Annotated in this window: 19 protein-coding genes; 11 read left to right on the plus strand and 8 right to left on the minus strand. The window is 58.9% G+C overall.

Annotated elements, in window-relative coordinates:
* Positions 1-21: 21 nt before the first annotated feature.
* Positions 22-792 (minus strand): glucose-1-phosphate cytidylyltransferase, encoded by a 771-nt coding sequence (gene rfbF / locus AB6729_RS07935; protein ID WP_371081037.1) that lies wholly within the window; start codon positions 790-792, stop codon positions 22-24.
* Between the two features lie 230 nt (positions 793-1,022).
* On the opposite strand from rfbF, the gene AB6729_RS07940 reads away from it, so the two are divergent.
* The 4 genes from AB6729_RS07940 (at position 1,023) to AB6729_RS07955 (ending at position 4,712) form a co-directional block, all read left to right on the plus strand.
* Positions 1,023-1,877: an RNA polymerase sigma factor gene (locus AB6729_RS07940; RefSeq protein ID WP_371081038.1), complete on the plus strand. Its 855-nt coding sequence runs from the start codon at positions 1,023-1,025 to the stop codon at positions 1,875-1,877.
* A gap of 51 nt (positions 1,878-1,928) precedes the next feature.
* Positions 1,929-2,309, plus strand: a complete 381-nt coding sequence (locus tag AB6729_RS07945; RefSeq protein WP_371081039.1) for a hypothetical protein — start codon at positions 1,929-1,931, stop codon at positions 2,307-2,309.
* Between the two features lie 54 nt (positions 2,310-2,363).
* The gene (locus AB6729_RS07950) at positions 2,364-3,170 is read left to right on the plus strand and encodes a DUF3106 domain-containing protein (RefSeq protein WP_371081040.1); all 807 of its coding nucleotides are present in this window, start codon (positions 2,364-2,366) and stop codon (positions 3,168-3,170) included.
* Positions 3,171-3,419: 249 nt separating this feature from the next.
* Positions 3,420-4,712 carry a TlpA disulfide reductase family protein gene (locus tag AB6729_RS07955; protein ID WP_371081041.1) on the plus strand — a complete coding sequence of 431 codons (1,293 nt, stop codon included), beginning with the start codon at positions 3,420-3,422 and terminating at the stop codon, positions 4,710-4,712.
* 1 nt (position 4,713) lies between these two features.
* Here the strand turns inward: AB6729_RS07955 and AB6729_RS07960 are convergent, their stop codons facing one another.
* Complete coding sequence (locus AB6729_RS07960) at positions 4,714-5,184, minus strand: flavin reductase family protein (protein WP_371081042.1); 471 nt, start codon at positions 5,182-5,184, stop codon at positions 4,714-4,716.
* A 208-nt stretch (positions 5,185-5,392) separates the two neighbouring features.
* On the opposite strand from AB6729_RS07960, the gene AB6729_RS07965 reads away from it, so the two are divergent.
* Positions 5,393-5,857, plus strand: coding sequence for a MarR family winged helix-turn-helix transcriptional regulator (locus AB6729_RS07965; protein ID WP_371081043.1), 465 nt, complete (start codon positions 5,393-5,395; stop codon positions 5,855-5,857).
* 178 nt (positions 5,858-6,035) lie between these two features.
* A complete protein-coding gene (locus AB6729_RS07970) occupies positions 6,036-6,971 on the plus strand; it encodes a ScpA family protein (RefSeq protein ID WP_371081044.1) in 936 nt (311 codons plus the stop codon).
* 18 nt (positions 6,972-6,989) lie between these two features.
* On the opposite strand, the gene AB6729_RS07975 is transcribed toward AB6729_RS07970, so the two are convergent.
* Together AB6729_RS07975 and AB6729_RS07980 are read right to left on the minus strand one after the other, a co-directional pair.
* Complete coding sequence (locus AB6729_RS07975; RefSeq protein WP_371081045.1) at positions 6,990-7,493, minus strand: cytochrome P460 family protein; 504 nt, start codon at positions 7,491-7,493, stop codon at positions 6,990-6,992.
* A gap of 65 nt (positions 7,494-7,558) precedes the next feature.
* Positions 7,559-8,080 carry an O-acetyl-ADP-ribose deacetylase gene (locus AB6729_RS07980; protein ID WP_371081046.1) on the minus strand — a complete coding sequence of 174 codons (522 nt, stop codon included), beginning with the start codon at positions 8,078-8,080 and terminating at the stop codon, positions 7,559-7,561.
* 95 nt (positions 8,081-8,175) lie between these two features.
* Here AB6729_RS07980 and scpB point away from each other — a divergent pair, with 95 nt between their 5' ends.
* The gene (gene scpB, locus AB6729_RS07985; RefSeq protein WP_371081047.1) at positions 8,176-9,366 is read left to right on the plus strand and encodes an SMC-Scp complex subunit ScpB; all 1,191 of its coding nucleotides are present in this window, start codon (positions 8,176-8,178) and stop codon (positions 9,364-9,366) included.
* Positions 9,367-9,375: 9 nt separating this feature from the next.
* Here the strand turns inward: scpB and adhP are convergent, their stop codons facing one another.
* Positions 9,376-10,410 (minus strand): alcohol dehydrogenase AdhP, encoded by a 1,035-nt coding sequence (gene adhP, locus AB6729_RS07990; protein ID WP_371081048.1) that lies wholly within the window; start codon positions 10,408-10,410, stop codon positions 9,376-9,378.
* Positions 10,411-10,511: 101 nt separating this feature from the next.
* On the opposite strand from adhP, the gene AB6729_RS07995 reads away from it, so the two are divergent.
* Both AB6729_RS07995 and AB6729_RS08000 read left to right on the plus strand, forming a co-directional pair.
* Entirely contained in the window at positions 10,512-11,462 is a 951-nt protein-coding gene (locus AB6729_RS07995; RefSeq protein ID WP_371081049.1) for a pseudouridine synthase, read from the plus strand.
* A 139-nt stretch (positions 11,463-11,601) separates the two neighbouring features.
* Positions 11,602-12,450, plus strand: coding sequence for an aldo/keto reductase (locus tag AB6729_RS08000; protein WP_371081050.1), 849 nt, complete (start codon positions 11,602-11,604; stop codon positions 12,448-12,450).
* Positions 12,451-12,501: 51 nt separating this feature from the next.
* Here AB6729_RS08000 and AB6729_RS08005 read toward each other — a convergent pair whose 3' ends face one another.
* Positions 12,502-13,398: a helix-turn-helix domain-containing protein gene (locus AB6729_RS08005; protein WP_371081051.1), complete on the minus strand. Its 897-nt coding sequence runs from the start codon at positions 13,396-13,398 to the stop codon at positions 12,502-12,504.
* Positions 13,399-13,446: 48 nt separating this feature from the next.
* On the opposite strand from AB6729_RS08005, the gene AB6729_RS08010 reads away from it, so the two are divergent.
* Complete coding sequence (locus tag AB6729_RS08010; protein ID WP_371081052.1) at positions 13,447-13,674, plus strand: hypothetical protein; 228 nt, start codon at positions 13,447-13,449, stop codon at positions 13,672-13,674.
* A 9-nt stretch (positions 13,675-13,683) separates the two neighbouring features.
* Here the strand turns inward: AB6729_RS08010 and AB6729_RS08015 are convergent, their stop codons facing one another.
* Positions 13,684-16,308, minus strand: a complete 2,625-nt coding sequence (locus AB6729_RS08015) for an ADOP family duplicated permease (protein ID WP_371081053.1) — start codon at positions 16,306-16,308, stop codon at positions 13,684-13,686.
* A 9-nt stretch (positions 16,309-16,317) separates the two neighbouring features.
* Positions 16,318-16,662 carry a PadR family transcriptional regulator gene (locus tag AB6729_RS08020; protein ID WP_371081054.1) on the minus strand — a complete coding sequence of 115 codons (345 nt, stop codon included), beginning with the start codon at positions 16,660-16,662 and terminating at the stop codon, positions 16,318-16,320.
* A 171-nt stretch (positions 16,663-16,833) separates the two neighbouring features.
* On the opposite strand from AB6729_RS08020, the gene AB6729_RS08025 reads away from it, so the two are divergent.
* Positions 16,834-18,486 carry a CTP synthase gene (locus AB6729_RS08025; RefSeq protein WP_371081055.1) on the plus strand — a complete coding sequence of 551 codons (1,653 nt, stop codon included), beginning with the start codon at positions 16,834-16,836 and terminating at the stop codon, positions 18,484-18,486.
* The last annotated feature ends 127 nt before the right edge of the window (positions 18,487-18,613 follow it).

Genomic DNA, 18,613 nt, shown 5'->3' on the forward strand with positions numbered 1-18,613 from the left:
CTTTCGCGTTCGGGGGCTTGCTTACCAGGTCTTCCAGGGAGCCTTGCCTGATTGCCAGAGCTCTTCCAGATGCTGCTTGTCGCGCAGCGTATCCACGGCGTACCAGAAACCGTGATGCTGGTAGGTGTGCAGGTCGCCCTGTGAGACGAGCGTTTCAATCGGCTCGCGTTCAAACATCTGCGCGTCGTCGGTCACGGTATCCAGCGCGGATGGTTCCAGCACGAAGAAGCCGCCGTTGATCCACCCACCTTCGCCCGAAGGCTTTTCATGGAAGCCGGTGACCTGCGTTCCGTTCAACTGAAGTGCGCCGAACCGCGCCACGGGCTGCACGCTGGTGAGCGTTGCCAATTTGCCATGTTGCCGGTGAAACACTATCTCAGCCGTGATGTCGACGTTGGAGACACCGTCGCCGTAGGTCATGCAGAACGGCTCATCGGGGTTCAGGTATTTGCGGATGCGTTTCAGGCGGCCGCCGGTGCCGGTGTCGTCGCCGGTATCGACCAGCGTGACCGTCCAGGGTTCTGCGACGGAGGCGTGGACCGTCGTCTTGTTCTGCGGCAGGTCGAAGGTGACATCAGAGGTATGCAGGTAGTAGTTGGCGAAGTACTCCTTGATGACGTAACCCTTGTAGCCACAGCAGATGATGAAGTCGTGGATGCCGTGCTGCGAATACATCTTCATGATGTGCCAGAGGATGGGGCGACCGCCGATCTCCACCATGGGCTTGGGCCGCACGGAAGTTTCCTCTGCGAGACGGGTGCCTAATCCACCCGCAAGAATGACTGCCTTCATGTGGTCTCGATTCCCTCGAAATCTGATTGTACGCCCGGAGCTTTGCCCCTAAGACCAGGCGGAATCTACACAAACAATCACGGTTAAGCTTTAGAAGAGGATAGTTTCGCGTTTCCGGCGCATCTTACCTCTGGAATTGGCCCGTGCCTGGGTTTTGCACTTTCGCAGAGAGCCGCAAACAGGTACAAACACAGGAGATGAATGCTCCCCGCGGGGAGCTGCAGCACCGCATGAATCGCCGACCGAGCCACCATCCCGAAGAAGACGAGCCGCCCCACGATCACGATGTCAGTGGGTCGGAGGACGAACTGGGCTCAACAGACATGGAAGAGGCTGCGGAAGAGATAGAAAATTCCCCGGAAGCGCAACAATCTGACCCCGACGGTGTCGGAGAGGATATGGGTACGCTGGCACTGAATCCGGGGATGCTGGGCGGTGCGATCGTCGATCAGGACGTTCGCGGTAAGGGACTGGCGGCTGATCTGAATGCAGTGGCCACGGCCGGCAAAGCTGCGGAGACGGGCGATGCGGATGTGATGCTCCGGCTGAAGGCAGGCGAACTGGACTGCTTTGAGTACCTGATGAACAAGTATCGCCGCCCGATTGTTCACTTCATGTTCCGCATGGTGCATAACCAAGCGGTGGCGGAGGAGATGGCACAGGAGGTGTTTCTGCGGGTGTATCGTGCCCGCGAGACCTATCGCGCTGAGGCTCGGTTCACGACGTGGCTGTATCGCATTGCCACGAACCTGGCGGTGAACTACGCCCGCGACACGAAGAACGAGCGGACCGCTCCGACCATCCATCTGGATGAGCCGGATCCGGAAACCGGCAGCATGCATGACGTGGCGGATGGAACGCCCAACGTGGAAGCCGACCTGCTGCGTGAGGAACGGATGAAGGCGATCAAGGCCCATGTGATGGCCTTGCCGGAACGCCAGCGCATGGCCGTGCTGATGCACAAGTACCAGGAGATGGATTACAAGCAGATTGGCGCCGTACTGAAGTTGAGCGAGTCTGCGACGAAGTCACTGCTGTTTCGCGCCTACCAGACGCTGCGCGAGCGACTTAAAGAGTTTGTGTAACGTAAGTAAGATTTGAGGGATATTGCGATGTTTTCTGCCAAGAAAAATTCGGTGAGCGATGAGCAGGCCATGAAGGAGATGATGGCCCTGCTGGACGACTGGAAGGCTCCGGAGCCGTCGCCGTGGTTTGACGGCAAGATGATGGCGCGGTTCCGAGAGGAGACGCAGCGACCGCCGGAGAGCCTGTTTGCGCGGCTGCGCGATCGCTGGCTCTTTGGTAACAGCAACTTCATGAAGCCAGTGATGGTGGGGTCGCTTGCCCTGCTGCTGGTGGGCGTAGGCGGCGGATATCTTGAGATGACACACCTCTCCGCACCCGCATATCCCGCTTCCATTTCAGCGACTGTACAGGATCTGCAAATACTGGATAACAACGATCAGGCGATCCAGGGGATGAGCCAACTGCTGGATGATGACTCGCCACAGGGATAAACCACTATTTTCACTATTCTCTGTATATAGCTGTAATAACGGGTGTTGCAAGAAATGATACCGCTTTACTCCATTGCTACTTCCAAGCTGCGGCAGACTGCTGTCGCGGCCCTGTTTGTGGCGTTGGGGATGACCTGCGTAGCCCAGGGAAAGCGGGGTCAGGCATCTTCTGGCGGTGGTGCACCTCATCCACAAAGTTATGGGGGAGGAGCTCCTCATGCGCCGAATTATGGCGGTGGCGGAGTTCCTCATCCACAGAGTTACGGCGGCGGCAATGTTCCTCATGCGCCCAATTACGGTGGCGCTCCTCGCTCTCCGAACAATGGCGGCGGCTCGAACGGCATGTACGGTGGACGCCCGGGCGGAATGCCTCAACAGGGTGGGCAGCCTGGTCAGGGAGCGACGATTGGACCGCAGCGGCCGCGTGGTGAACATCTGGACCAGTGGATGCAGCAGCACCAGAACATGAGCCCGCAGCAGCAGCAGCGGGCCCTGCAGAAGGAGCCGGGATTTAACCAGCTTCCTCAGCAGACGCAGCAGAGGATGCAGGAGCGCCTGAACCGGTTGAACAGTATGCCGGCACAGCAGCGGGAGAAGGTCATCCAGCGTGGCGAAGCCATCGAACGACTGTCGCCGCAGCAGCGCGTGCAGGTACGTGGCGCCATGGGACAGTTGGGCGCTCTGCCGGAGGACCGTCGCCGGGCGGTGGCTCGCAGCTTCCGCGAACTGCGCTCGATGCCGCCGGAGCAGCAGAACCAGATGTTGAATTCACCCCAGTATCGCCAGCAGTTCAGCGATCAGGAGCGTGGCACGCTGGGTAATCTGCTGTCGGTGAGCCCCATGTTGCCGCAGAACCAGTAGGGTCTGCCAGCGGTTGACCATGACGCTTTTTGACAGGTAGAATGGGAAACGTGACAATTCCTGTCCAGACCTGTTGTTGCTGCCGCTGTTCGTAGCCGAGCGCGCCGGGTCACCCTTTCCCTTCTTTCATTTCTCTGCGCCGACGCTACGCCCCGCACATGCGGAGTATGCGCGCTGGTCGCTCATTCCCTCCGTTGCATCGGGACACGCTTCTCGCGCATCCACACGCTTCTGGAGAGCACGACAACCATGACCACCAAGACATTCACGACCGCCCTGATCGCCGTAGCCCTCACGGCCTCCATTGCCACGGCGCAGCGTCCTGCACGACACTGGGCCGGTACCGCCGTAGTAACCAATAACGGCGACGACATTACGACGAAGATCCCGGTGGAACTGGACCTGTCCGCGCCTGCGAAAAATGGCTCGATCACCGGCACGTTTCTGAATGGCGACCTGCGCTCGCCTTCCAGCCGGGGCACCCTTACCGGATCGCACCTGAAGCTGCAGTTCCACTCCTTTGCACGCACGCTGGAGGGAGATATTCATGGCGACACGTTTACCGGTACGTTTGGCGGCGCACGCATCAAGAAGCCCTATGCTGTGACCCTGCATCGTGATGCGAACGGAAGGCCCGCGACGGTGTTTGCCGCAGCGTCGAAGGCCACTGGATCGCGCAAGGGTGCTGCCATTAATGGCACATGGGAGATTGCGCTGCCCAACAAGAGCGAAAAGGGCGAAGATGCATGGACGATGACCGTGGCGCCTTTCCGCGGCGATGGCGAGATCCGCGTGGTGATCCAGCGTATTGACGGCGATAGTGGCGCGCTGTTCGGCCGGTTTGATGAGGCCGCGGGTGAATACCACGTGAGCCGTTTTGGCGATTTTGGCGCTACGGGTTACACCATTCGTCCAAATGCGGATGGCACGCTGCAGGTGACGAATCAGCGTGATCCGAAAGAGAACAACGTAGCTCGTCGACCGGAGGACGCACGCAAGGAAAAGCTGGCGCCTCCAACGGAAGCGACGGAACAGACCACGCTGGTGAACCCCGCGGAGCCGCTGCGTTTTCAGGGACCGAATCTGACCGGGCAAACCATCAGCAGCACCGATGCGGAGTTCAAGGGCAAGGTGGTGATCGTGGCCATTGGCGGTAGCTGGTGCCCGAACTGCCACGACGAAGCGCCCATGCTGGTGGAGTTGTACAACAAGTACCACCAGCGCGGATTGGAAGTTGTGGAACTTTCGTTTGAAGAAGGCGACCAACTGAAGAACCCGGAACGGCTGCGCGCGTTCGTGACTAAGTACAAGATTCCCTACACGGTGCTGCTGATGGGCACGCCGGATGATCTGAACGACAGACTGCCGCAGGGTAAAAATCTGAACGCGTGGCCGACATCGTTCTTCATTGGCCGCGATGGCCTGGTGAAACAGATTCATGCCGGATTCAGCGGACCCGCGACGGGACAGGCCTATGTCGATCTGCGCAAAGAAACGTTTGCGCTGGTGGAGAAGCTGCTGGCAGAGCCTGCGGCCCGCTGATTCAGTCGATCAGGTCTTCCAGAGAAACCGCATTTGCGAACGAGCCGTTGCGCCACAGCAGCGGCTCGTCAGCGTTTGGGGAGAAGCGGATGTCCTCCACGGCGCCGATGAAGACGGTGTGGGTGCCGTAGTCCACGGAAGCTTCTGATTTGCAGAAGAGGGTGACCACGGCGTCGGCCAGGTAGGGCACGCAGGTGTGGTGCGTCTCCCATTCGCCGAGGCTGAAGCGCTCCTCACCCTGAAGCTGGCCGCTGAAGGGCAGCACCAGACTGGTATGGGTGTTGGAGAGCAGGTTGACGCTGAAGCGACCGCTGCGCTGGATGGCCTGCCAGACGCCCGCCTCACGATTGACACCGACGGCGAGTGATGGCGGGTTGGCAGCGACGCTCATGACGGCGGTTGCCACCATGCCTGCGCGGCTCTCGTGGTCACCCGCAGCCACAATGGTGACAGTGGCCACCAGACGGCGCATTGCCTGCCGAAAGCCTTCGATCAGCTCTGGGGATGCGGGGAGGTCGGAGCTTCGGTTTGCGTCAATCTCAGTCATTTCAAAGGGTGGGAACCGGCAATTGCACGTATTTACCGCCTAACGATTGCCATTGTAACGAGAAGCGATGTAGTGTGTTGTGGGTTCGAGTGTAGTTCCCTTTTCCTCGAACCTGTAGGGAGTTTTGCAGCACATGCGTAACATCACGCCTTCGGTACAAAAGACGGTCAAACTGGCCGCCGAACTTCGCCCCTCCATTCTTCGCCTTAGCCGTCATCTTCGCCGGGAGGCTCTCCGCGGTGGAAGCTCCTCCGTGGATATGCAACTGCTGGGCACACTTCGAGAAGAACCCGGCCTGGGTGTATCAGAACTGGCAGACATGGAGCAGATGAGCCGTCCGGCCATGAGCGCCCATATCAAGCGACTGATGCAGTTGGGTTATGTTCAGCGGGAAATAGCAAAGGGAGAGGTGGACCGCCGCCGTGTGGGGCTTTCCATCACCCGAACCGGAACACAATATCTTCGCGCGGTGAGTGAACGCCGCGCAGACTGGTTGGCAGAACGCCTCTCTGAACTGGGGGCTGAGGAACGCAGCGCGCTGGATCGGGCCACAAAGTCGCTGCGGCTGATCCTGGAATCCGCGGGCGAACCCGTTTAAGAAGTACCTGCCGCCGCCGAGGATGCACTTTGCATTCTTGCAGCAAAACTGCATCCCGGCGCAGCGGCATGGCAAGGCCCCTGGTTTCCCCCCTCGTAGCGAATTTCTCTGAATTTCGTACCGCACTTTCCTCAGCCCCTGAAAGATCGCACAAGGCCCGGTGGGCGATACTGATGTCGTGAGCGACACGACCGCAGAACTGGAACAGGAACAGTCCGTGACGGCTGAGGAACAGGCTGCACCCGCAGCAGAGCCGCTGGTTCTGCAATCGCCGCCCGTGCCCGAGCCGCCTAAACCGGTGAAGAAGAAAGAGCCCGCGCCCTCGAAAGAAGAGGTTTCGCAGTCCCCTTTTCTGCTGACCGTAGGCAAGGTGTATGAAGGTCCTCTGGATCTGTTGCTGGACCTGATCCGCAAGCAGTCCATTGACATCTACGACATTCCGATTGCAAAGATCACCGCGCAGTTTCTGATGTACACGGAACAGATCAAGCAGACGGATGTGGACTCCGCGGGCGACTTCATCTACACCGCCGCGCTGCTGATCCATATCAAGAGCAAGATGCTGCTGCCGCGCGAGGCTTCCGGCATTGCGGCTGGCGAAATTGAAGATCCACGTCGCGAGCTGGTGGAACGCCTGCTGGAGCACGAACGCTTCAAGGCCGCTGCGCAGATGCTGATGCAGAAGCAGCAGATTGAAGATGCCACGTGGACGCAGCCCGGTATCCGCGAGTTCAAGGAACAGGCCAGCGCGGAACGCGAGATTGCCGCGGATACCGACGATCTGGCACGTGTGTTCCAGGAGATTCTGGAGCGGCTGCGCACGCGTCCTGTGCTGAACGTGAACGAAGAGACGGTCACGGTGGCGCAGATGATTGAATACACGAAGCGTCGCCTGATGCTGGAAGACAAGCCCACCAGCCTGCGTCGACTGCTGGCGAACACACATTCGCAACAGGCGCTGATCTGCATGTTCCTGGCAATGCTGGAGCTGGTGCGCCTGCAGGCGATCATGCTGCGGCAGAGCGATAAGTTCGGCGACATCCTGATCAAGAAGACAGATGAGTTTGACGAGGTGCTTGCGCACCAGGAACGCATGCGCGACGACTGGCGCTAACGCGGTTCCTGCTGGCCTTTATCGCGCGTAACGTGTGAAGAGGTAATCGCGCGACTGCACCGCCTGATGGCAGTGGAAGCACTGGTTCGCCGGGTCCTTGACGGAGTTCGGTGTGTTCGCGCTGGCAAACTGTGCATAGCCCCAGCCGCCGGTTGCCTTGAACTTCTCCGCGTCTTTGATCATTAACTGGATGTTGGTTGGCTCTCCTGCGATGAAAGACTGCTCGCGACCGAAGGTGCGGTTGTTTTCCTCAGAAGGCGTATAGGCCCAGGCCACGCGCACGATCATGGCGCCATCGGGAAATGTTTGCGCACCGTTGCGATACGCAGCTACTGCCACATCGTTGCCCAGGATGGCACGGATGTCGTTCAGCGCGCCTGCTTCATGCGCAACGGAGATTAGTTTCCAGTCGCGGTAGTCGCCGGGAAGGCTGATGGCAGGTATGTCTGCGTTTCGCGCGTAGACAGCAGATGAGAAACAGGCGCCACCTATCAAGATCAAGCCGGATACGACTGCAGTCATACGTGTGTTGATTTCCTTCATCGATCCGCCTTTCTATGTGCTGCTCTTATTTTGCAGGTTCGGGTTCAGCGAAGGAGATTGCAGTACAGGGCGTGCGTCTCTTCGTTGTAAGCGCAGAAGATGACCTGTTCCACACCGCTGCCCTGGAGCGCTTGGTTTACCGTTGCCACGGCGATGCGTGCGGCGCGATCGGGTGGGAAGTGATAGATGCCGGTGCTGATGGCGGGAAAGGCGATGGAGCGGACGTCGTATTCGCGGGCGAGCTCCATGCAGCGGCGATAGCAGCTTGCCAGCAGAGCATCGGCGCGTTCCTCTGCGGCTGTTCCACCGCGAGCGACGCTCCAGACCGGGCCGACGGTGTGAAAGATCCACTTGGCGGGCAGGCGGAAGCCGGGTGTGGGGACGGCGTCGCCGGTGGCGCAACCGCCAAATTTTGCCGTTGCGGCCAGCAGTTGCTGTTCGCCAGCAGCGCGGTGGATGGCTCCGTCGACGCCTCCGCCACCCTTCAATTGCTGGTTGGCGGCGTTCACGATCGCGTCCACCTGCAGGGTGGTAATGTCCGCCAGAATGCTGTCTAACCTGCCCACGGGTCGCCCTCCCTCCCCCTTGGATGCGGCAATACAGGTACACTGCTCTGAGGCCGCTGTGCGCAGCCGCCGAACCCTTTAAGCCCTGAGAACGAATGAGTCTTAAGTCGAAGATCGAAGCCGTCATTTACGCCTCGGAAGAGCCTGTTACTCTTGCCCAGCTTGTTGGCCTGCTGGCCGGTGAAGCACAGGACGAACTGGACACACTTGCCGCTGACCAGGCAATGCTGCCGCTGGACGAGGGCTACGCTGAGTTCACGCCATCCGAAGAGACGGGTGAGGACGCCGCGCCAGAGGTTGCAGAAGCGGTAGAAAGCGCCGCTGAGAGCGAAGCTGCCCCAGGCGACGAAAACGTCGTTGCAGAAGAAGCCCCGGCCTTGCAAGCGGAAGAATCAACCGAAGCTGCTCCCGCAGACGAGCAGGCGTCAGAAGCGACGGAAGAAGCCGCGTCCTCAGAAGATCAGGCAGCGGAACCGAGCGACGTCGATCCCGAGGAAGACAAGCGGATTCAGCGTGACCGCGAAAAGGCCGTGCGCGAGCACATTCGTCGCGTGGTGGACGCGCTGATCCGCGAGTATGCCGAGAGTGATCGCGGCATTGAGATTCGCGAAGTGGCCAGCGGTTTCCGCATGGGCACCAAGCCGGAATATCACGATGCGGTGCGCGGCTTTGTGAAGAGCCTGAAACCGCCGTTGAAGCTGACGCTGCCCGCGCTGGAAACACTTGCTGTTGTGGCGTACAAGCAGCCGGTAACGGCAGCGGAAATCTCAGAGATTCGTGGTGTGGATTCTGCCGGCGTGCTGGGCGGATTGATGACACGCAAGCTGATTGCCACTGCGGGCCGCAAGCAGGTCATCGGTCGACCGATGCTGTACAAGACCACGCGCGACTTCCTGCTGCGCTTTGGCCTGAAGGATGTGAACGAACTGCCGTCCATGGAAGAGTTCGAGCGCATGGCAGGCGAACTGGTTGAGCAGGAAGACCTGCCGATGGAATCGCCAGACGCCATCATCGAAGAGGCCAATGCACGCGGCGATGCGGAGATGCTGCGTGAAGCTGCGGAAGCTGATACCGATGTTGCTACGGGTGAAGAGGAAACTTCTGCCGCCGAACCAGACGAAGCGCAGGTAGAAGAAGTTTCGGTTGAAGAGGATGCTGCTTCGCCAGAGGAATCGGAAGTTCCTGTAGCTGCCTCAGTAGAAATCGCAGTGGAAGAAACAGTAGTCGTGGTTGAAGAAGCAGAAGCGGCCGAAGTAGATCAGGACGGCGAAACACAGCCGTCCTGATCCACCGGTTTATTCGGCTGCAATTTCCATGACGATGCGGCCGTCGATTTTGCCTGCAATCATGCGGTCGAAGATGCTGTTGATGTCTTCCAGCTTCTCCGTGGAATAGGTGGATTTCACCAGCCCCCGAGCGGCAAAGTCGAGGCATTCCGCCATGTCCATGCGCGTGCCGACGATGGAGCCGCGCAGCGTCTTGCGTTGCAGCACGAGGTCAAAGATGGAGACGGGGAATTCTCCCGGCGGCAGGCCCACCAATGACATGGTTCCCATGCGACGCAGCAGGTTAACGCCAAGTGTGAATGCCGCAGGAGAAACCGCCGTGACCAGCGCGCCGTGGACTCCGCCGCCGGTTGCGGCGATCACCTTTCCGGCAACTTCGGGTTCGTTGGCATCCACGACAATCTCCGCTCCCAGCCGCTTCGCCAAATCGAGCTTGTCCTGCGCCACATCCACGGCTACGACATGCATTCCCATCGCCCTGGCATATTGCACCGCCAGATGTCCCAGCCCGCCAATACCGGAGATGGCGACCCACTGGCCGGGTTGAACATCGGCTTCCTTCAACCCCTTGTAAACCGTGACGCCCGCGCACAGAACGGGAGCGATGGGTGAAAAACCGATGCTCTGCGGCAGATGCGCTACATAATTCGGGTTCACCAGAACGTATTCCGCAAAGCTGCCGTTGACGGAGTAGCCGCTGTTTTTCTGGTACGGGCAGAGCGTCTCCCAGCCTTTGAGGCAGTATTCGCAGACACCGCAGGCGCTATGCAGCCAGGGAACGCCGACGCGGTCGCCTTCGCGGAGGCCTTTCACGCCTGCGCCCACAGCAGCCACGTATCCCGCGCCCTCATGACCGGGAATGAAGGGGACGGCAGGCTTCACCGGCCAGTCGCCATGTGCGGCGTGCAGGTCAGTATGGCAAACGCCGGTGGACATGACCTTCAACAAAGCCTGTCCGGGACCGACCTCCGGTACGGGAACCTCCTCCACGCTGAGCGGACTGCCGAACTGCCGCACCACTGCCGCTTTCATCGTCTTTGCCATTGCCCATTTCCCTCCTTACGACCCAACTTACGCCCACATGAACGATAAGACTGTGACGGGAAGCACGAAACTGTCAGAAAAACGGGCGATAATAGAACGTGATGAATAACGTACGTAAGACCGCCGTGAAGGCAGCCAGACCCGCCAAGAAGTCCACCGTTCCCGCAAAAGAGGAACCGGTAGGGACTCGACTGCAAAAGATCCTTGCCGATGCCGGCATAGCATCGCGCCGCAAAGCCGAAGAACTGATCCTGGAAGGCCGCGTTCAGGTGAATGGCGAGACCATCACCGAACTTGGCACCCGCGCCGACGCCGCCAAAGACCACATCCGCGTGGATGGGAAGCTGCTGCAAGGGCCGCAGGAACACCGCTATTTCATGGTGAACAAGCCGCGCGGCTATGTGACCACCATGAGCGATCCGGAACGCCGCGAGACGGTTGTCGATCTGCTGAAAGAGTCTGCCCGACTTTCCGGTAAGAAGCTGGATACGCGTCTGTATCCGGTGGGCAGGCTGGATTACAACTCCGAAGGTCTGCTGCTGATGACGAACGATGGAGACCTTGCCAATTCGCTCTCCAAAGCTGCGAACTCCGTCGAAAAGACGTACCTGGTGAAGGTTGCCGGACGTCCCACAGGAGAGGCGTTAGAGCAGCTTCGCAGCGGCGTGATGATTGATCGCGGACGCCTGGCAGAGACGCGTGGCAATCGCCGTGACCGTGTTCTGACGGCACCGGCAAAGGTGACGCTGGCGCGCGGTGGCGAAAATCCGTGGTACGAAGTGACCCTGACGGAAGGCCGCAATCGCCAGCTTCGCAAGATGTTTGAAGAGATTGGGCACCATGTGGAGAAGATTCGCCGCATCGGTTACGGCGCCCTGGTGCTGGATATTCCTACCGGCGAGTTCCGCGAACTGACGCCGGGCGAAGTGCAGGCGCTGGGTCGTGCTGCCGCTGGCAAGAAGGTAGAACGGAAACACAAGCTGCCGGAAGCTGCCCGCCTGAAACAGCCGGGACAGAAGACCGGCAGTCGCGGCGCGCGTCCGCGTTTCTAAACACTGCCCCGCTTAACGGTATGTATCAAACCCACCCACAGCAGTCTATGAGGGTGGGTTTTGATTTCTACTCTGCAAAAAGTCGTGCCACAAAGCGCAACGCTGCACCCTCTTCCTGAGAACCACCATCCAAACGCGCATGAGCATCCAGAAGACATTCCTCCTCGGTGGCGATCTTGAAATCAATCGCCTTGGTTATGGCGCAATGCGAATCACCGGCGAGGGCATCTGGGGGCCACCCAAGGATCACGACGGCGCCATCAAGGTGCTGAAGAAGGCCGTGGAACTGGGCGTGAACTTCATTGATACGGCCGACAGCTATGGCCCGTATGTGAGTGAAGACCTGATCGGCGAAGCGCTGGCGCCGTACAAGAAGGGTTTGGTCATTGCCACCAAAGGCGGGCTGGCACGCACCGGCCCGAACAAGTGGCTGCCCCTGGGACGCCCCGAATATCTTGAGCAGGAAGTGCTGATGAGCCTGCGCCGCCTGAAGACCGATGTGATTGACCTGTGGCAGCTTCACCGCATTGATCCGAAGGTGCCGGTAGAAGAATCGCTGGCGCCCATTGTGGAGTTGCAGAAGCAGGGCAAGATCAAACACATTGGCCTGTCAGAAGTGAAGCCGAAGGAGATTGATCAGGCGCGCAAGGTGGCCAACATTGTCTCCGTGCAGAACGAATACAACCTGAGCGAACGCAAGAGCGAAGACTCTCTGAATTATTGCGAGAAGAACAACATCGCCTTTATCCCGTGGTTCCCTGTGGCATCCGGCAAACTGGCAAAAGAAGGCGGCCCACTGGAGACCGCGGCCAAGAAGCACAATGCGACCGTATCGCAGCTTTCACTGGCGTGGCTGCTGCATCGCAGCCCGGTGATCCTGCCGATTCCGGGAACAACGTCGATCCAACACCTGGAAGAAAATGTGAAGGCACAGGATGTGGAGCTGAGTGACGCGGAATGGAAAGAGTTGGAAGCCGCCGCGAAGTAACCTCATTCGCATACAAAACAAGTCCTGCTTACCCGGAGGCAGGACTTGCTTTTAGTGTCGTCGCATCCATTCGCCGGGGGTAGCGCCTACACGTTGGCGAAAGGCGCGTATAAAGTTTGTTGCGGAAGTGAATCCCGTTTCACGGGCGATTTCCGCAATGGTTAATTTTCCTAACTGCAGCAAAGCTTTTGCTCGTTCCATACGCCGCTCCAGAAGGTACTGGTGCGGCGTGATGCCGGTGGTTTCGCGGAAGAGCCGTGCAAAGTGAAACGGACTCAGTTCTGCTTCTGCGGCGAGTTGTTCCAGCCGCACGTCTGTATGCAGATGCGTCTCAATGAACTCTAGGACGCGACGTAGCCGCGCCAGTGGGATGCCTCCACGCATATCTTTCAGCGGGACAGGCGAAGCAGCATGACGGCGCAGCAACGTTTGCGCCAGCGACATGCCGAGCAGTTCTCCGTAGAGCGATCCCGCAGGCCAGCCTGCCTCTGCTTCCCTGCCCATCTCCGTCAATAAGGCTCGCAGGCCTTCGTCATGCAGATGCCATTGCATGGCGATGTGCGGTGAACGGCTGAGGCAGGCCTCTTCCGCGGCGCGTTGCATAACTGCGGGTGTTACAGAAACAATCAATCGCTCCGACGTGCCTTCCCAACGCAGACGATCCCGCGTGCCCTCCGGCAGAAGGATCAGCGAACCAGCGTGTGGCTGCTCGACTGCATTGCGGCCCTCGCACCACCACTCCATCTCGACGTCGCCGCGCAATTGCAGATGCATGCACAGGCTGCCGTGGTCGTGCTCGGGCACTTCTACGGAACCTACCGTGTGCCGCTCCAGTACGATGCCCTTCCACGGCGAGTCAGAAGACGTAAGACGTGGTCGTCCTGCCAGCAGAGGTTCTTCTCTGCTGTTGCGCACCACAATCACGCGTTCTGTGGCGGATGCAGCCATGCTTCTACTATGCGCCAAACGTGCAGCGGATGCAGTTCGCCGCAAGATTTGCATATTGCCAAGCTGCCGCACAGCTATACCGGATACAGCGAGGTGAATTCACCATGGCAGACATTACGAAACAATTCAGCGAAGGCTTCATTCTCACCCGTTGGCATTACGCCGCCGAAAAAGAACCGCGAACGCACCGCGGCACGCTACATCACCGGTATGCTGGCGCTTACGGTAGCGAGTGCTGCCGCGATGTTCGCGTTTATCCTGTCGCGTGTGTTGTAGATCGCGTTCCTACTCTGTACGCAGGGCCACCATCGGGTCCACAGCAGCAGCACGACGTGCGGGTATCCAGGTTCCAGCCACTGCCAGCAACGGCAGCGTACACAAGACCAGCGCGAACGTGATGGGGTCGTACTGGGACGTGTAGAACAACTGGCTCCTGGCGAGTCTTGCTGCTCCAAAGGCCAATGGCAGTCCCACACCGATGCCCAGCGCCGCCAACGCACATGCCTGCCGCAACACCATCCAGATGACATCGCCGCGGTCTGCGCCCAGCGCCATACGAACGCCGATCTCCTGCGTCCTGCGGGACGTTGCGAACGAGAACACGCCATAGATGCCGATGACGCAAAGAAGCAGCGCCGCGGCTGCAAACGTGCCGAACAGCGTCAATGCGAATCGCGGTCCTGCATAGCCATAACGATCCAGCAACTGGCGCAGCGAGAGAATGTCGCTGATGGGCTGATCCTTGTCCATGGAGGTGATGATCTGCCGCACCGTTTGCACAAGGCTTTCCGCAGGAACCGCGGTGGAGATCACGAACGTGTCCATGACCGGAGATACGGTGTACGGCATGAAGAGATGCGGGAATGTTTGCTGGTAGCCGGGATACGCTGGCAGATTGCCTACGACTCCGACAATGGTGAACGTTGTGGTCTCCGCGTCTTCATTTTCGAATAGCTCAGACCGTACCAGTCGTACTGTCTGTCCGAGCGGGTCTTTGCCGGGGAGATACTTCTTTGCAAAATCGTCCGTCACCACAGCGTCATGCGCACCCACGGAGATTTCGCGCTCGTCAATAAAATGCCCCTGCAATAACGGCAGGCCGGAGATGGAAAGATAGCTTGGTGTAACCAGATGCAGGTTGCTGACGTGGCTTGAATCCACCGGCAAGTTACCCGTTTGAATCTGGCTTCCGTAGCCCGAGAGAAAGGGTAGTTCAGAATCGAGCGTGACAGCGCGCACGCCGGGAACATGGTTCACCCGCTCCAACGCCTCACGAAAGAAGCGAAGTTTGTCTTCCGGTTTGGAATAGCGATGGCTCACAAGCGGCACACGCATCATGAGGGTATGTTCGGGAGGAAAGACGACAGGCACTTTTTCGACAGCGATCATGGAACGCATCATCAGTCCGGCAACCGTGAGCAGCGCAAGCGACAACGCAATCTCCGCAACGACAAAGCCGCTGAGAAGACGACGATGACCGCGACTGCCGGTACTGCGCATGCTGGTGAGAACGCCGGAAAGACGCGGGTTTGCACTGTGCCACGCCGGCGATGCGCCAAAGAGAATGACCGCAAAGACAGCTATGCCAATGGAAGTCAGCAGCACAGGCACGTTCAACGAGATAAGCGCTTCGTCGGGAATGGTATCGGGCGGGACAAGCCGCAACATGGCCTGCAGACCACCGTATGCAAAGAGCAGAGCCACCGGCACAGAGAACAATGCCAGCAATAGCGACTCCACCATGACCTGTCGCACCAGACGGAGGCGTGATGCACCAATGGCCGCACGAAGAACAAATTCATGTTCCCGTTTGACAGCGCGTGCGAGCAACAGACTGGACACATTCACGCAGGCAATCAGCAGCAGAACAAACACCGCACCCAGCAGCAGATAGAGTGTCCCGGCAAGACCGGACTGGAACATCTCATTGAAGCGCATGATGCCGAACCGAATCCCCTTGTCATAACGCCGCGGATCGGACTGAATGAAGTCCTGGAAAACGGGTGTGAATTGCGACGAGGCCTGCGCCTCCGTAACACCGGGCTTCAGTCGGCCGACCAGTGTGAAGTGGGAGTGGCCTGCAATCATGGGCTGCGGAATGATCGCCACAGGAAGGTACACGTCTGCCCCGCGCCACAGAAATCGTTGCGGCATGACACCGATGATGGTGCGTGCATGACCGTCGACATTGATGACCTGGCCCAGCACCGATTCGCTTGCGCCGAAGTGCGATTTCCAATAGCGGTTGCTGAGGATGGCTACCTCTTCATGCCCCGGGGAAACATCCTGCTGCGTGGAGGCACGGCCCAGCATAGGTTGCACGCCGAGAACATCAAACGTGTTGGTAGTGAGGTAATTCCCACGTATCTGCTGCGCTTCTCCAGCGCCCGTCAGGGTGACGCTGCCGACTGTGGATGCTGTGACTCCACTGAAGATGCTGGTCTTCTGTTCCAGTTCCAGAAATTGCGAAGGCGTATAGGAATCCCAGTAGCAACGGCCAAGGCGTGGAGAGCATAACTTCGGAGTGGCCAGCGTGTGGACATCCTTATACGGAAACGGGTCCACCAGTACGCCATAGGCAACGCTGAATACTGCCGTGGCTGCTCCGACACCCAACGCAAGCGTAAGTACGACGATGGCCGTGACGCCACGTGACTTCCAGAGTTGCCGCAGAGCGAACGCAACATCCGCCCAGAGCGATTCCACCGTTTGCCATTGCCATGCTTCGCGGCCGCGCTGCTCCGTCAGCAATACGTTGCCGAATTGTTTGCGCGCAGCGTGCTCCGCATCTTTGCGCGACATGCCGTCTTCCATCAGTTCGTCGACCTTCTCTTCCAGATGTTCCTGCACGGAGAAGGAGAGATCGTCATAACGGCGACGACGCGAAAAGAGCTGCCTGAGCCAACGCATGGTGAACTCCTAAGCCTTTGCGACCGCAAGTACGCGAGTGATGCCTGCAAACATCTTTTCGAAGCTGGACTTCTCCTGCTCCAGCCGCTTTACACCCGATTTTGTCAGTCGATAAATGCGCGTGGGTCGGCCCTTCGCGGAGACGCCTTCTTCTGCTTCCAGCCAGCCTTCGCGAAGCATCCGCTGTAATGCGGGGTACAGCGAACCTTCTTCGATCTGAAGAAGGTCATCGGAAACCTGCTGAATGTGTTTGACCAGTGCGTAGCCATGCATCGGCTTGATGCGCAGCGAATGCAGGACCATCAGCTCCAACGCACCGGCGAAGAGATCACGATGTTGTGCGGCTTTCCCCATTGGCCGGAAGTCTATACCGCGTATACCTATTTTGAAAATAGGTATACACGGAGAAATTGTTTCTGCATCTTCGTGAAGGGTGAGGCTGTTACGTCGCCCGAAAGATTGCTATACTTGATCGTGCACCCCACGCACGGCCAATCACGACAATTCAAAAAGAACGAGGCGGAGATGTCTGCGAAATACATCTTTGTAACCGGCGGCGTTGTGTCTTCACTCGGCAAGGGGCTGGCAGCAGCTTCTATCGGGTGCCTGCTGGAAGCGCGCGGTCTACGCGTAAACCTGATGAAGTTTGACCCGTATCTGAATGTGGATCCGGGTACGATGTCTCCCTTCCAGCACGGCGAGGTCTTTGTGACCGACGACGGCGCGGAAACCGACCTGGACATGGGTCACTACGAGCGCTTTACCCACGCGAAACTATCGCGCGATAACAATCTGACCAGCGGACGCATCTACGAACAGGTCATCACCAAGGAGCGCCGAGGCGACTACCTGGGCAAGACCGTGCAGGTGATTCCGCACGTCACCAACGAAATCAAAAACGCCATGCGCAAGGTGGCCACCGACTGCGACGTGACCATCGTCGAAATCGGCGGCACGGTTGGCGATATCGAATCGCTTCCCTTCCTGGAGGCCATTCGCCAGATGCGCCAGGACCTGGGCCGCGACAACACGCTCTTCGTCCACGTGACGCTGGTGCCATGGATTGCCGCTGCACAGGAGCTGAAGACCAAGCCGACGCAGCACTCCGTGAAGGAGATGCTGTCCATCGGTATCCAGCCGGACATTCTGCTGTGCCGTTCGGAACGCAACCTGCCCCGCGAAATGCGTGGCAAGATTGCTGCTTTCTGCAACGTGGAAGAGCGCGCCGTCATTGCTGCTCGCGATGTGGCCAGCATTTATGAACTGCCGCTGGCTTTTGAAGCAGAGCATGTGGATCAGCTTGTGCTGAGCTATCTGCGCATCGATGCTGGCGAAGCAGACCTGACGAAATGGCGCGAGCTGGTTCACAAAGCCTACAACCCGAAGGACGAAGTCCACATTGGCATTGTCGGCAAGTATGTAGAGTACGAGGACAGCTACAAGTCGTTGAAGGAGGCGCTGGTTCACGGCGCGCTGGATGCCAACCTGAAGCTGAAGGTGACGTGGCTTGAAGCCGAAGGGCTGGAGACCGAAGACAAGAGCTACGAGCAGCAGCTTGATACGTTCGACGGCATCCTGGTTCCCGGCGGCTTCGGCAAGCGCGGCATTGAAGGCATGTTGAATGCCATCCGCTATGCGCGTGAGAGCGAAACACCGTACTTCGGCATCTGCCTTGGCATGCAGACGGCTTGCATTGAGTACGCGCGCAATGTGGCCGGGCTGAAGGACGCAAACTCCTCCGAGTTCGATCCTGCAACGCCGCACCGTGTCATCTACAAACTGCGTGAATTGACCGGCGTGGAAGAGATGGGCGGCACCATGCGTCTGGGCGCATGGACGTGCGTGATGGAGCCGGATTCCAAGGCTGCACTGGCCTATGGCACCACGGAGATCAACGAGCGTCATCGCCATCGTTACGAGTTCAACCGCGAGTATGAACCCATCCTGACCGGAGCGGGTTTGCGGCTGACCGGAACGACGCCGGATGCCACGTATGTTGAGATCGTGGAAATCCCTTCGCATCCGTACTTTGTGGCCTGCCAGTTCCATCCGGAATTCAAGTCGAAGCCGCTGGAGCCGCATCCGCTGTTCCGCGAATTTGTTGCCGCAAGCTACAAGAACCGCATGGGTCGCGGACGCGCTTTGTCGCAGGAATCGCTGACCGGCATCGCGCAATAGCCAGGACAAGCCAGCTTTGGACTCGGTTTAAGACAAGTCCAAAGCTGCCGTCATTCTGAGCGTAGCGAAGAATCCCGAGGCATTCTCACGCAGCGGGACACACCCCGCTTTTTACGAGAAAGCCACC

This window comes from Terriglobus sp. RCC_193, assembly GCF_041355105.1.
Lineage (GTDB): Bacteria > Acidobacteriota > Terriglobia > Terriglobales > Acidobacteriaceae > Terriglobus.